Here is a 15,217-nt window from a genome sequence, read left to right as displayed (position 1 = left end):
AAATGTTATTCTACCTCTAGGTGGCTGTAACGGGAGGCATACTCCAGCATCTGCTCCTCAAAACTTTGAGGTTGCTTCAGCACGATGTCTGTAATTTCCCCCTCGTCATTCATAACAGGTTCCAGAACAGGGTTTACAAAACCACTGTAGGGGGCTGAAGTGAACTGGGCATTCCGATCGAGCACTTCGGCGTGGAGCTCCTGGTTTACTTTTACGCCATAGCCTTCAACCAGTTCCTGGGCAGCTTCGAAATCTCCCTCAGACTTTATCCTTTGCGTTTCCCTGAGCAATTGCCCGAAAAGCTCACGCAGCTTTTCATAATCGTTGATATTGTAGTAGGTCTTACCATCTTTTTCAACTTTTTCTATCACATTGTCAGCTGCTCCCTTTTCAAAGACCCAGGCAGATACCCATTGCCTGTTGACCATATGGTCTTCCTCAATATCGTCCCCAAGTTCAATCCGGATGAGCTGGGTCACAAGCCCATTGCGGATATAGCCGTCATAAGCGGCCATTCCAAGTTTCACATAATCATCGACCAACCCCAGTTCCTGGATTTTAGGGTCCATCATATAATACAGGGCTACAAGGTCAGCACGCCCTTCTTCAAGCGTGGAGCGGTAATTTTTCAGGGTTTCCTTGGGTTGCCCTACTCCGGGGTTGATCTGTCCTGAGGCATGCCCCACTACCTCATGCAGGGCGGTATGCAGCTTGTCGGCCAGCTCCCCATAGGCCATTTCCAGGGCTACTTCTTCGGCATCATGTGCAAATTCCTTTAAACGTCCGGAACCCCCGGCGTTGTTATAGGCATCAATGATATTTCCCAGGGAAACCGATTTACTGCCGTGCTTCACACGGATCCAGTTGTTGTTGGGCAAATTGACCCCAATAGGGGTGCTTGGGGAGGCATCCCCCGCCTCTCCGGCAACAATTACGGTTTTATAGGAAACCCCAACTACATTATCCTTCTTGTGCTCTTCCATCAGGGGTGAATTGTCTTCAAACCACTGGGCATTTTCAGACAAAACGGCCATTTGGCGGGACATTTCAAAATCCTTGATCTCGATAATACTCTCATAGGAACCTTTATAGCCTTTGGGATCGTTATACACTTCCACGAAACCATTTATCCAGTCGATATTGCCTTCGGTGGTATTTACCCAGGAGATGGCGTACTCATCCCAGGTTGTAAGGTCTCCGGTCTGGTAATAGGAAATGAGCAGTTTAAGGGTATTGGCCTGTTGCTCATTCTCCGCGACTTCAACGGCTTTTTCCAGCCATTTTACGATCTCGGAAATGGCGGCACCATAAAGGCCATCCACCTTATACACCTTTTCCACCAGCTGACCGTTTTCACGCACCAGCTTGGTATTGAGGCCCACTTCTACAGGCTCTGCCTCACTGCCTTTATCCATGGCAGCGTAGAACGCGTCAACCTCGGCATCTGTAATATCAGGGCCGTAGAAATTCACCGCAGAGGCGGCAACATTATCGACCCCTTTCTTCTTGTTGACCTTTTTGCTGTCGGCCTCGTTGAAAATTACTGCGAATGCTTCTTCCCCAAGGGAAATGTCCGTTTCCTTCAACAAGTAGGTAAGGTAGTCTTCTGAAAAGCCGGGTTTGAGCTTGTCGTTGGAATAGTGGTGGTGGATCCCGTTTGAGAACCACACCCGCTTCAGGTAGATCTCAAATTCTTTCCAGTCTTCCGTGGTCTTGTCCCCGCTAAAGTTGGTATATATAATTTCCAGGGCATTGCGGATCTCCAGGTTGTGGCGGTAGTTTTGTGCCCACATGATATCCCGGCCAGCGAGTCCCGCTTCGGTGAGGTAATACACCAACTTTTTTTCTTTGAGGCTGAGTTCATCAAATCCCGGAACCTGATACCTTAAGATACGCAGGTCAGCAAACTGATCAACGACGTATTCAAAGCCTTTTTCATCGGCTACCAGCGGCTTTTCAACCTCTGTCCCCTGTTTGCATGACAGGGCAAGGACAAGGGCAAATACCACCCCTAAATATTGCTTAATTTTCATCTTTCGTTTGGATTATTGTTCGTCCTACAAAGGTAGTCAAACGCCCACGATTTACCGCCTCAAACCCCCATAGTATTTGTATGGTTTGGCTGTCTCAAAACCAATCCTCTCCCAATAAAAAAATGGCGTAAACTATTAATGCACAGACTCCCTTACCTTCTCCGCAGTAGCCTTGTTCGAAAAATTAACTGCACATTCAATCAGGGCAAGGTGGGAGTAGGCCTGGGGAAAGTTCCCCAACAGCCTTTTGGTCTTAAAATCGATATCTTCACTAAAGAGTCCAAGGTGGTTGCTGTAACCCAGCACCTTGTCAAACAACTGCTGGGCCTCTTCTACTTCCCCAATTTTAAACAGGGCATTGATATACCAGAAGGTGCAAATCGTAAAGGAAGATGAAGGCAGGCCAAAATCGTCCTCATTCTTATACCGGTAGAGTAAACCGTCATTGCTGAGATGTTCTCCAATGGCCCTTACCGTGCTCACATACCGTGGGTCTTTGGCGTGGATAAAGCCATATTGCTCCATGAGGAGAACTGAAGCATCCAGGTCGCTGGAGCCATAGGATTGCACAAAGGCGTTGGCCTTATCATTCCAGGCATTGGCATGAATATCATTCTTAATGGTTTGTTCGAGGGCGTTCCATTTCTCGAGCTTACGGGATTTCTTCAGCATCTTAGCCACCTTAATGGCCCGGTCTACAGCCACCCAGCACAGCACCTTGGAGAAGGTAAAATGACGGTCTTCCGTTCGGAATTCCCAGATCCCCTTGTCTTTTTCATGCCAGTGTTTCTCAACGATCCAGACAATGCCCTTGGTAATCCCCCAGAGCTCTTCCCCGTTTTCAATGTTGGTGCTGAAACGTCCGAGTTGCTGGTGGATCACGTCCATCAGGATGCCGTAAATATCGTTCTGGGTTTGCCGGTACGCAGCATTACCGATGCGAACAGGGCGCGAATCTTTATATCCCCTTAAATGGCCCAGGGTGTGTTCCGTAAGGCGTTTTTCCTTGTTGATACCATACATGATCTGGAGTTTTTCATCCTTCTGCGGTATCAGGTCGATGATAAACTGCAGGTAGCGCCGTGACACATTTTCATGCCCCAGATTAGCCATTACCTTGATCACCATGGAAGCATCACGGATCCAGCAAAAGCGGTAATCCCAGTTTCGCACTTCTCCGATAGTTTCCGGCAGTGAGGTAGTTGCTGCCGCCAGTACTGCGCCAGTCTTGTCATAACTCAGTAACTTTAAGGTAATGGCACTTCGTTTGATAGCAGCATTGTATTTCTGGTAGCTAGGGGTCTTGTTGCTCCAGTTCAACCAGTACACTTTGGTGCGTTCCTGCTCCAGGTAGGCAAATTTGGTAGAAGGTTGAAAGATCTTCTCATTATAGGAAACAAGGAAGTATCCGTCTTTGGTAACTTCCAGTTCCCGGCCCTCCACCACCGCATTCTTGTTGAATGAGGTATAGAGAAAAACCGTATCAAACTTAACGGCATGGGTTAGGCTGGAAACAAACTGGCTTTTCACATAGGTATGTGTTTCCCCTACCGCATAGCCCAATTTGGGGTCGTATTTGACCCGGAATTTCGGTCTTCCGGAAATATGCCGGATATAGCGAATGATTTCCGGTGGACTGTGATAGGTACCGTTATGCTTGTGGTAGCGCGGCATAAAATCCCTTACCTCAAAAACGTCTTCCCCACGGGTAAACCTTGTGATCAGCAGGGCCGTTCCTTTTTTATAGCGCTGGGTTATCTGAAACTCCTCATCAACCAGGATCTCAAAACTGCCCCCAATATCTTCATCCAGCAATTTGGCAAATACTGAGGCAGAATCAAATTCCGGGAGGCAGCACCAGTCCAGGGACCCTGTCCTGGAGATCAGGGCGGCACTCCTGCAATTTCCAATCATTCCGTAATCCAGATTATCCATGCTTTAAGGAATCGCTAAATGTATTTTTATAATTGTTTATGCGGTCCAATTTGTCGAAATTTAGAGAAATTTAAAACCAAAGACGACAAAACTGCTGAATTCATGGGCAAAACTATCATAATCTCAAATAGACTACCTGTACAATTACAAATTGGCAATGGAAGCATCACTGCCGTGCCGAGCGTTGGGGGGTTGGCAACAGGGATGAAGTCGGTTCATTCCGGTAGTGATAGTATTTGGATAGGATGGAGCGGTCTTACCGATGAGGAGATCCCTGAAGGCATGGGCCCCAAAATAGACAAGGCCCTGGCAGAGCATGGCGCCCTGCAGGTACCCTTGAACGAGGCCCAGATCGAAGGATTTTATTTTGGTTTCAGTAACCGTACGATCTGGCCCCTGTTCCATTATTTTATGGAATACTCGGAATTTGAGCTGGAAAACTGGGAGGTCTATTGCGAAGTGAACCAGAAATTTGCGGATGTCGTCCTGGAAAATGCACAGGATGATGATATCATCTGGGTACACGATTACCAACTTATGTTGCTGCCTATGATGATCCGGGAAAAACGCCCCGAAGTCACTATCGGGTTTTTCCTGCATATCCCCTTCCCTTCTTACGAGATCTTCCGTACGCTCCCCTGGCGGAAAGAACTCCTGGAAGGCTTGCTGGGATCTGACCTGATTGGGTTCCATACCTACGACTACGAAAGGCACTTCCTGAGTTCCGTCCGCAGGCTGAAAGGCCTGGAAGTAACCTATAACGAGATCTATGTGGATAACCGTACAGTAAAGGTGGATTCCTTTCCCATGGGGATCGATTACGATAAGTTCCACCAGGCTGCCCTCAAACAGGGTACTTCGAAGGGGAAAGATCAATCTGACCTGCAACGGCGCCTGGACCTGCACCGGGAAACTACACCGGATGGTAAGCTAATACTGTCCATCGACCGTCTGGACTATACCAAGGGGATTGCAAAACGACTGCACGCCTTCCGTTATTTTCTCAATAAATATCCCCAGTACAAGGAAAAAGTACGCCTGATCATTCTGGCAGTCCCCTCACGAGCCAATGTCCCCCAATACCAGTTATTGAAAAAAGAAGTAGATGAGCTGGTGGGCCGTATCAACGGAGAATTCGCCACAGTGAGCTGGACACCCATCTGGTACTTTTACCGTTCTGTACCCTTCGAGAACCTGATCGATCTCTATACCTCAAGCGACATCGCCTGGCTAACGCCTATTCGGGACGGGATGAACCTGGTAGCCAAAGAATATATTGCCTCCAGGACCGATCAATCCGGGGTGCTGATCCTCAGTGAAATGGCCGGTGCAGCCAACGAAATGAACGAAGCCCTCCTGATCAACCCCAACAATTTTGAGGAAATTGCAGATGCCCTGTATTGGGCCATCAATATGCCCCTGGAAGAACAACAAGCCCGTAACACCCTGATGCAAAGACGGCTTTCCCGGTATAATGTGGAAAAATGGGCCAATGATTTCATGGATTCCCTTAAAAACAAACCCGAAAAAGAGGCGCCCTCAATTACACGCTTGCTCAGGGGGCAGGTTTGGGATAACCTCATGAGCAGTTACCAGATCGCACAAAAAAGGCTGTTTTTCCTGGATTATGATGGTACCCTCACCGGTTTCCAGAACGATCCGCAACATGCGAAACCAGACGATCGACTTTTGGAACTCCTGGACCGTTTAAGTGAACCTGAGCAAAACAAGGTATACCTGATCAGTGGGCGGGACAAGGAGACCTTCCAGAAGTGGTTTGGGCACAAAGACTACAACATGATCGTGGAACACGGAGTATGGATCTCAGACAATGGGGACGGTTTTCGAATGATGGAACAGGTGAAGAAAGACTGGATGGACAAAATACGGCCCGTTCTGGAATCTTTTGTGGACCGTACCCCCGGCTCCTTTATAGAAGAAAAGAATTACTCCCTGGCCTGGCACTACCGGCAAACCGATCCGGACTTTGGAAATAAACGCGCTGCCGAGCTGAAAACCGTGCTGACCAGCCTTATTGGCACGGAAAATATCAGTTTGCTGTCTGGCAACAAGGTTTTGGAAATCAAGAGCGGCAATGTCAACAAAGGCAGGGCTTGCACACAGGTCCTGGCGCGCGGTAAGTACGACTTTGTCTTCGCGATCGGGGATGATACCACCGATGAATTTATGTTTGAGGAACTTCCGGAGAGTACGTTTACGGTAAAAGTGGGACGTGAAAAAACCCATGCCCGTTTTTACGTTGAGAATAACCGGAAAGTCCGGGACCTGCTGGCTGCTTTCATCAATGTTTAACCGGATCATATGAACAGAAAACCCCTTCTTGTCTGCGCTTTTCTACTGTGGGCGGCACTATTTTGCCAAACGGCGGGATATGCACAGAGCAATACTGACGTCTTTCTTGTGAACCTTACCTATGAAAACGAGAAAATTTCCCTGGGAGCCGCACCAACCGTCCTTTTATAATGATAACATTGTGCTGTTTTCCTCAAACCGCTACGGGCAAACCGATATTGCCCGCTATGCCCTGAACCGCCAGGAAATTTCCTGGATTTCAGATAGCCCGGAGGCCAGTGAATATTCCCCTCTGAAAATACCCGGAAAAAAGAAGGTTTCTGCTATCCGGCTGGAAGAGGACGGCAGGCAAAGGCTCTATAGTTATCCCTTTGAAAAGGGGAAACCGAAAGAGATACTGCCCGACCTCAGGGTAGGTTACCACGTTTGGTATGATGAAAACACCATCGTTTGTACGGTCCTGGTAGACGAACGCATGGACCTTGTGGTGGCCAATCTGAAAAACAAGACCCATTACACCATGTACAGGAATGTGGGTCGATCCCTCCACAAAATACCCAACAGTTCGTTGGTGAGTTTCATAAGTCGGGGTGAGGAAACATATACCGTAAGATCCCTGGATCCGGCTTCGGGTGAAACCAAAGTAATCACAGACTTACCGGCTGGAGTACAGGACTACTGCTGGTTATTAAATGGCAGTTTACTGGCCGGTCAGGGGAAGCAGTTGCTGGAATTTAAACCTGGAACGTCAGTTGACTGGCGCCCGGTCTATCGCTTTACACGGCCCGATATTGGCAATATCACCCGTCTCGCGGTCAACAGCTTATCCACTACCCTGGCGGTGGTGGCAGAAGCTTCTTCGGAAGTACCCGTACAAGCCCAGCTGGAAGCCTACAATGCCCGCGATATTGAGTCATTTTTAGCCCCCTATGCAGAAGACATTCGTGCCTACGAATATCCCGGCAGCCTCTTGTTTGAAGGAAAAGAAGCCATGCAGGATCGGTACAGCACCTTCTTTGAAATGACACCTGACCTGCACTGTGAACTTAAGAACCGCATAATCATAGGAGATAAAGTCATTGATGAGGAATTGGTCATGATCAACGGCAATCAGTTTCATGCGGTTGCGCTATATGAAGTGAAAAATGGTCAAATCATAAAAGTAACTTTCATCCGATGAAATTCCTGCATGATAATAACCGGGTAGAAGCGTTTAGTGATGGAGTATTTGCCTTTGCGGCTACGCTCATGGTGGTTTCTCTTGACTTGAATCAGAGCTTTGTACTGATGGAGTCCAAGATCAGCAGCTTTATCAGTTTCGGGGTGAGTTTCTTTGTCCTGGTCATGCTATGGAAGGTGCATTATAACTTTTTCCGGAGGACGCGCTACATGGACGACTGGATCATTGCCCTTAATGCCATTATGCTGTTTGTCATCCTCTATTACGTTTTTCCGCTAAAATCCCTGGTAAATTCCTTTATCGGAAAAGAAGAGATCACCTACGAAGGTCTTGCCAGTCTGTTTCAACTCTACAGTGGAGGGTTTCTGATGATCTTCCTTTGCCTTTCCCTGATGTATTTCAGGGCCTACAAAAAAACCAAATCCATGGATAAGGCCCTGTTCCTGCTTTTTTACGGCCGGCATTTTTTCATTTATGTGCTCGTTGCCCTCTTGTCTGTGGCGTTGTCTGGTTTTAAAATTGGCCTTACCTTTGGTTTTCCAGGCTTGATTTATTTACTGCTGGGACCCCTGTGTTACTGGCACGCCCAATGGTTCGAGAAAAAATTTAGATTTCCACTTTGATGAAAAAACTAGTACCTGCCTTATTTGTCCTTTTTGGGTTGATGACTTCTGCTCAAACATCCACAGACCTTTATGACATTATCAATGCTGTGTCCGCTGAACGATTAGAAAACGACATCAGCAAACTGGCGAATTTTGGCACCCGTCATACCCTCAGCGATACAGTATCCCAAACCCGTGGCATTGGGGCTGCTCGCCGATGGATCAAAAGTGAGTTTGACAAAATTTCTGCAGAGTGCGACAATTGCCTCGAAGTCTTCTACCAAAAGGATTTTATTGAGAAAGGAGACAACCAACGGATTGTTAAGGACGTTTGGGTAGTGAATGTGGTGGCCATTCAATGGGGGACCAAAAATCCCAACAGCTTTATTATCATGAGCGGGGACATAGATTCCCGGGTGAGCGATCCCACGGATTATACCTCAGACTCTCCCGGGGCCAACGACAATGCCAGTGGCATGGCAGGTACCATAGAGGCCGCCCGGGTACTGAGCAAATATAAATTTGAAAATAGCATAATTTATGTGGGCCTTTCCGGGGAGGAACAGGGCCTGTACGGTGGTAAAGGACTGGCGGCCTATGCAAAAGACAGGGAGTGGGATATTATCGGGATCCTGAATAATGATATGATTGGGAATATCCGGGGCGTGGACGGCGTGGTGAGCAACCGGGATTTCCGCATCTTTTCGGAACCTGTACCCCCGACAGAGACAGAACGGGAGCGAAGAAGCCGAAGGTTTTACGGGGGTGAGGTAGACGGTATTTCGCGGCAACTGGCCCGGTATGTCCATAAGACCACCCGTGAATACATGCCCGAAATGAATCCCATGCTGATCTACAGGCTCGACCGCTTTGGTAGGGGTGGCCACCACCGTCCCTTCAACGATGCAGGCTACCCCGGCATCCGGATTATGGAAGCCCACGAGAACTATACCCAGCAACACCAGGATATCCGCACGGAAAACGGCATCGAATACGGAGATAAACTGGAGCATGTCAATTTTGAATATGCAAAAAAACTCACCGCTGTGAATGCCATCAGCCTGGCTGCTATCGCCTGGGCACCACTTAGCCCTGAGGAAGTGAAGATCGGTGGCATCGTGGAACCCTCCACCAAGCTGAAATGGGAGGCCGTACCCGGGGCAAAAGGATATAAGATCTACTGGAGGGATACCACCTCCCCTACCTGGGACAACAGTCGCTATGTAGGCAACGTAACGGAGTACACCCTCGATGGCATCGTAATCGACAATTATTTCTTTGGGGTTGCTGCTGTAGGAGAAAATGGCTTTGAAAGCCCAGTCGTCTTTCCCAACGGAATCTTCAGGGACTAAAATCACACTTAGTAATGAAACCTGCCGTATTTGGCCTTTTGTGCTTATTGCTGGGGAGTTGCCAGAATACCGGGGATTCCGATACAAAGGAACAGCATTTGCCAGATATTGTAGCGCTCTACGAACTAAGCGATCGAAAAGCTGGTCACGAAAACTTTAAAATGCTGGGGGATACCTTACTGGCTGCCAACCAGGACCTTCAGGCCACACAATTGTATATAGAAGCGGCTTCCTTTTACTACAAGGCCAACGCCCTTAAGGAGACCGTCAACTGCCTCCATAAAGCACTGGATAAAGGCATGGCCAACCCGAAAATCCTCGGGCAATTCCCCGGACTCGCGGACAAACTGAAATTCCCTGAGGGGAAACACCTTACATCCCGCCTCGATTCCGTTCAAAAACAATTGGAAAAAGTGGAGCATTATGCACTGGAAATGCGGTCCGTAAAGCACTTCTGGCCCTATTTTGAACAGGCACTAAAGGATACCAGCAAGGCCCGGCAGGAACTAAAACAATATATACTGGACGGCCCACCGGAAATAAAGGACTTTTATGTAGTGAGGTATGGCAACCTGGACCTGATGTACGGGCAAATGATCAACGCCACACCCGAGTACTACAGCTACCTGAGGAAACAATTGCACCCAGACAGCCTACAAGCCGTGCAGGCCACTACCCGCAGCTGGATGATGAATTTCCAGTCACTGTATCCACAGGCGGTATTCCCCAAAGTCTACGTGGTCCCCGGGATCCTGAATTCGGGGGGCACAACCACAGAAATGGGGATGTTTGTAGGTGGTGATATGTACGGCCGTTCCCCTGAAATGCCTACAGAAGGGCTGAGCGACTGGCAAAAAGGGGCCATCATGGCCTTTGAGGAACTCCCTGGACTCACCATTCATGAACTCATGCACTTCCAGCAAAATTACCGCGACACATTGAATAATAACAAGGTCATGGGGGCGATTATAGGTGAAGGGGTCTGTGATTTTCTGGTGGAATTGAGTTCGGGTAAAGCATTGAAAAACAGTAACCTGGACTATTTAAATGATCCGAAGAACCTGGAATTCATTATATCTGAGTTGAAAAATGACCTGCAGAATACAGACACCTCCAAATGGCTGTACAATGGAGGGGCCATTGAAGACCGTCCCCACGACCTGGGGTATACCCTGGGCTACCTGATAAGCAAATCGTACTATCAGAATCAGGCGGATAAACAACAAGCTGTTTACAATTTGTTGAATACAGACAATTTTGAAAGTATTTATCGGGAGAGTGCGTACTACACCCTTCTTGAACGAGATAGTACATTAGCATTTTAAGTATGAAAAAAATAGGCCTCCTTCTTCTTAGCTTGCTGTGCCTGCAGTTTGCCTTCGGACAGTTGCGACAGTTCACCGAACAGGATACCCTCAGGGGAAGTATCACCCCGGAAAGGGAATGGTGGGACCTTACCTACTACCACCTGCAGGTTTCCGTAGATCCGGATGAAAAATTTATTTCCGGCAGCAATACCGTACAATACAGGGTGCTGGAACCCCGGAAAAGGATGCAGATCGACCTGCAGCCCCCTCTGAAAATTGAACGAATAACTCAGGACGGGAAGACACTGCAGTGGCAATCCAGCGGCAATGCGCATTTTATTGAACTTGATGCACCACAGCAGGAAGGGGAAATCAAGGAGCTGACGATCACCTATTCGGGCCATCCCAAGGAAGCCACTAACCCGCCCTGGGATGGGGGCTTTAGCTGGGAAAAAGACAGCAATGGCAAGCCTTTTGTCGCCACCTCCTGCCAGGGCCTGGGAGCAAGTGTCTGGTGGCCTAACAAGGACCACATGTACGATGAAGTAGACAGTATGGCCATAAGCATTACCGTCCCGAAAGGCCTCACCGGGGTGGGTAATGGCCGTCTCAGGAAGGTAGACCGTAACAAAGAGGCAGACACCTACCATTGGTTTGTGAGCAATCCCATCAACAACTACGGGGTGAACGTCAACATCGCGGATTACGTCCGTTTCGGGGAAACCTACCAGGGGGAAAAGGGCCCGCTGACAATGGATTACTACGTATTACGGGATAACCTGGAAAAGGCAAAAGTCCAGTTCAAACAAGCACCCATGACCATCGAGGCATTTGAATACTGGTTTGGGCCTTATCCCTTCTACGAGGACGGCTACAAGCTGGTGGAAGTCCCCTACCTGGGAATGGAGCATCAGAGCTCAGTGACCTACGGGAATGGGTACCAAAACGGCTATTTTGGCAGGGACCTCTCCGGAACCGGGGCGGGACAGCTATTTGATTTTATCATTGTACATGAGTCCGGTCATGAATGGTTTGCCAACAATATCACCTACAAAGATGCCGCAGATATGTGGGTGCACGAAGGCTTTACGGCCTATTCCGAAAACCTATACCTGGAATACCAATACGGTATTGCGGCCGGACTGAAACTAGGAGAAGAAAATACTGTCCTGGGAAAGAAATTAGGGGCAGACTATGTACTAGGTACGCGCAGGCTTATCCGGAACGACCGGCCGGTGATCGGCCCTTATGGGGTGAATGCCCCGGGCTCCGGGGACATGTATTACAAAGGGGCCAACATGTTGCATACCCTACGGCAGCTGGTGGAAGATGATCCGCTCTGGCGAAGCATTTTACGGGGGCTCAACTCAGATTTTTACCATCAAACCGTCACCTCGAAACAAATTGAAGATTACCTGAGCGAAAAGACAGGTAAGGACCTCAGCGCCTTCTTTAATCAATATCTTAGGACCACCATGATCCCTGTGCTGGAATTTAAACTGGACGGGGAACTGTTTTCCTTCCGCTATAGACAGGTAGTTGAGGATTTTGATATGCCCCTCCGGATCTTCATAGACGGAGAGCCGCTATGGATCTTTCCCAACTCTGAGTGGAAAACCGAAAAGATCGGATATCAGGCCGTACCGCAATTCGATGAAAACTTTTATGTGGAGACCCGGAAATTATAGCCTACCTGCTGTCAAATCGCACGTTCATAAGCGCTACGGGACTCGCACCACGGTCCACCCCTGGTGTAGGTTTATACACAAAATAGAGCTCGCTCACCTTCAGGTCGACTGGCGTTGATACCCTGATTGGTATTACACCACCGGGTTGTCCGGCCGCGGGTTTGGGCATCCTTCCTTTCCCCACGAGCTTTCCTTCTGGGCTTCCCGCCCGCAATTCAAAATTGAGCTCTGAGAGCGGCGCTTCCTGCCAGCCGGCCATGAGATACACGGACTTTACGCCTGTTAGGTCAATATCTTCCAGGACAAACCAGCTTTCCGCCGGAGGCACTAACATCAGGTCCATACCCCCATAGGTAAAAGGCATCATCCCCTGGTTTGGGGTTTCAGGGGTAAAACCTACCGTGTTCCCGGGGAGGACGACCGTGTTTATGCCGGTCAGGGGAATAGCTCCTGCCCTGCCCCCATCGGTATAACTTGCTGTTAATACAAGTACCTTACCTGCTTCTTCCTCATTCGGGATGATGGTTCCTGACTCCGGGAGGGAGGCTTTGCGTTTGCCCTCACCGGCAAGGGACTGTATGTACAGGGCCAGCTGCCGGGATTCGGTAGCTGTGATATTTGCATGTGCGGGCATCATCACCTCTCCCCATACGCCGCTACCCCCGGAAACTATCTTTTCCTGCAGGTAAGAAGTCGCGTTAGGTTGCTCCTTATACTTTTGCGCAATCTCCAGATAAGTTGGGCCAATTGATGCCTCCTTTTCCTTGTGGCAGGTCTTGCAATCCATTGCCATGGCCAGCGCTTTTCCGGATACCTCTGCGGTGAGCTGCTGGTGGCCAAGGGATTGGTTGACCTCATCCAGGCTTTCCCGGTATTCTACAGACACATACAGGTTCTCCTCCAGAAAGGGATCAGAAGTGTCCGGATCCTTTACTCTTACACGGTACTTTAAAGGGGCGCCGGGAAGTATAAAAGAACGGTTCCCGTCAACAATATCAACAGATACAACAGGCCTTGAATTGCCGGCTACTACCGTAAGGGTTTCGCTGCGGACTTCTGCACCCTTTTCATCAGCAGCACTCACATATACCTGGTACTCCCCTGCCTCCTGAAAGGTATAAGACAGTTCGGGCACAGAGGTGTCCACAGTTGTTGCATCCCCAAGGTGCCAATGGTAGTTTACTTCATCTTTTTCCCGGTCCCTCGCACTTACCAACGCTTCAATGGTCAGGGGTATGGGACCGGAAGTCTGGTCCACTATAAAATCGTCAATGACCGGGGGACGATTACCCCCGTTGTATTCGATATAACTCAAGCCACTATCTGGGTTCCTGCTGAACCAGCCACTGCCGTACTCGAGGAGATACACCCTGCCATCCGGTCCCACTTCCATATCGATAAGGCTATTGATCTCAATTCCCGAGGCAAAGGGTTCCATTTTGTTGAAACTGGTGTCTTCAAAGAAGGTCACCGCCTTCATCCATCCCCGCATCCAGTCGTAGATGATCAGCTTGCCTTCGTAATAATCGGGAAGCTTATCTGATCCCTCATACAGCTCTGGATAATAGACCGGGCCGGCCATAGCATTTCGCCCTCCTGTACCTACCTGTGGGAATTCTGAAGACGCCACATAGGGATAAAAGACAAAAGCAGGCATGGCCTCTGGCAGCTCCCTCAGGCCCGTATTGTTCCTGGAATCATTGATAGGATGTTTAGGGTCGAAGGCTTCGCCGCTCACTCCGTTTTCGTAATCGTAAGTGACGTAAGCCTTGTTATCTGCTATAAAAAGCGGCCAGCCAAAATTACCGGACTTGCGTGCCTGGTTCACTTCATCATACCCCCTGGGACCTCTTGTCTCCAGGCTGTCATTCTGCGCATCAGGCCCCACATCCCCCCAGTAGACGTACCCGTTTTTCTGGTCCACCGAAATACGGTAGGGATTCCTATGCCCCATGGTATAGATCTCTGGCCGGGTTTTGCCCGTTCCGGGCGGGAACAAATTGCCTTCAGGGATTTCATAAGAGCCATCTTCCTTTACGCGTATGCGGAGGATTTTGCCACGCAGGTCGTTGGTATTCCCGGAAGACCTCCTTGCGTCATATTGCTCATGTCCCGGGCTGTCGTTCAGGGGGGCAAAGCCGCTGTTCACATATTTTTCGCCTTCTTCATCGAAAGGGGTGGAATTGTCTCCCGTGGACAAATACAACAATCCATCTGCGCCAAAAGCTATAGAGCCACCGGTATGGCAGCAGATTTCCCGCTGGCTCGCCACATCCAGGATGACCTGTTCAGAAGACAGGTCGAACACCCCCTCCTTGAACTTAAAGCGCGAAAGGCGGTTCACCCAGGCATCCCCGCTAGGCGCATAATAGACGTAGACCCAGTGATTCTTATCATAGTTGGGGTCGCGCTGTAGCCCCATCAGGCCTTCTTCAGCATTGACATCCGGGTTGGTCAGTGATTTGTGGTACACATCCAGATAGGCCACCTGCCTGAGGTCGCCACTAAGGGGATTGTAATGCATGATCTCCCCCCTTCGTTGTGCCACCAGGACCTCGTTGTTTGGAAGGATGGTCATCTCGGTGGGTTCCATGAAAATATCACCTCCTACCAGAACCGTCTTGGTGAAACGGTCCATATCCGGGGGGAGTTGGGTATTGGCTTTTTTGTAGTTCAGTTCCAGGTTCTCCCCGATGGCATACCGGATCCCTCCCAGCAGGTGCTGCAGGACTTGGGGTTCTTCAAAACTTTCATCCGTATGGCCGGCAGCAGTATAAAAGGCACGCCCCCCATCGTATTCGTGG

The 15,217-nt window shown here is 49.3% G+C and carries 9 protein-coding genes; 6 read left to right on the top strand and 3 right to left on the bottom strand.

Annotation, left to right across the window (positions count from 1 at the left end; genetic code table 11):
• Positions 1 to 5: 5 nt before the first annotated feature.
• Both AC4E7D_RS03500 and AC4E7D_RS03495 read right to left on the bottom strand, forming a co-directional pair.
• The gene (locus AC4E7D_RS03500) at positions 6 to 2,033 is read right to left on the bottom strand and encodes a dipeptidyl-peptidase 3 family protein (protein ID WP_490172422.1); all 2,028 of its coding nucleotides are present in this window, start codon (positions 2,031 to 2,033) and stop codon (positions 6 to 8) included.
• Positions 2,034 to 2,168: 135 nt separating this feature from the next.
• Entirely contained in the window at positions 2,169 to 3,968 is a 1,800-nt protein-coding gene (locus AC4E7D_RS03495) for a glycoside hydrolase family 15 protein (protein ID WP_490172421.1), read from the bottom strand.
• Between the two features lie 102 nt (positions 3,969 to 4,070).
• On the opposite strand from AC4E7D_RS03495, the gene AC4E7D_RS03490 reads away from it, so the two are divergent.
• The 6 genes from AC4E7D_RS03490 to AC4E7D_RS03465 all read left to right on the top strand — a co-directional run bounded on the left by AC4E7D_RS03490 (position 4,071) and on the right by AC4E7D_RS03465 (position 12,413).
• Entirely contained in the window at positions 4,071 to 6,281 is a 2,211-nt protein-coding gene (locus AC4E7D_RS03490; protein WP_490172420.1) for a bifunctional alpha,alpha-trehalose-phosphate synthase (UDP-forming)/trehalose-phosphatase, read from the top strand.
• 121 nt (positions 6,282 to 6,402) lie between these two features.
• Positions 6,403 to 7,461: a nuclear transport factor 2 family protein gene (locus AC4E7D_RS03485; protein WP_490172419.1), complete on the top strand. Its 1,059-nt coding sequence runs from the start codon at positions 6,403 to 6,405 to the stop codon at positions 7,459 to 7,461.
• A complete protein-coding gene (locus AC4E7D_RS03480) occupies positions 7,458 to 8,084 on the top strand; it encodes a TMEM175 family protein (RefSeq protein WP_490172418.1) in 627 nt (208 codons plus the stop codon). Before AC4E7D_RS03485 ends, AC4E7D_RS03480 begins: the two co-directional genes overlap by 4 nt.
• The gene (locus AC4E7D_RS03475) at positions 8,084 to 9,418 is read left to right on the top strand and encodes a M28 family peptidase (RefSeq protein WP_490172417.1); all 1,335 of its coding nucleotides are present in this window, start codon (positions 8,084 to 8,086) and stop codon (positions 9,416 to 9,418) included. Before AC4E7D_RS03480 ends, AC4E7D_RS03475 begins: the two co-directional genes overlap by 1 nt.
• A gap of 14 nt (positions 9,419 to 9,432) precedes the next feature.
• Positions 9,433 to 10,743 carry a DUF2268 domain-containing putative Zn-dependent protease gene (locus tag AC4E7D_RS03470; protein ID WP_490172416.1) on the top strand — a complete coding sequence of 437 codons (1,311 nt, stop codon included), beginning with the start codon at positions 9,433 to 9,435 and terminating at the stop codon, positions 10,741 to 10,743.
• Positions 10,744 to 10,745: 2 nt separating this feature from the next.
• Positions 10,746 to 12,413, top strand: coding sequence for a M1 family metallopeptidase (locus AC4E7D_RS03465; protein ID WP_490172415.1), 1,668 nt, complete (start codon positions 10,746 to 10,748; stop codon positions 12,411 to 12,413).
• Position 12,414: 1 nt separating this feature from the next.
• On the opposite strand, the gene AC4E7D_RS03460 is transcribed toward AC4E7D_RS03465, so the two are convergent.
• The coding region (locus AC4E7D_RS03460; protein WP_490172414.1) for a PQQ-dependent sugar dehydrogenase at positions 12,415 to 15,217 on the bottom strand (2,803 nt) is incomplete at its 5' end.

It is taken from the genome of Lentiprolixibacter sp., from assembly GCF_982873095.1.
The sequence above is the reverse complement of the archived record's forward strand: the minus strand, read 5'-3'. Positions and strand labels throughout refer to the sequence as shown.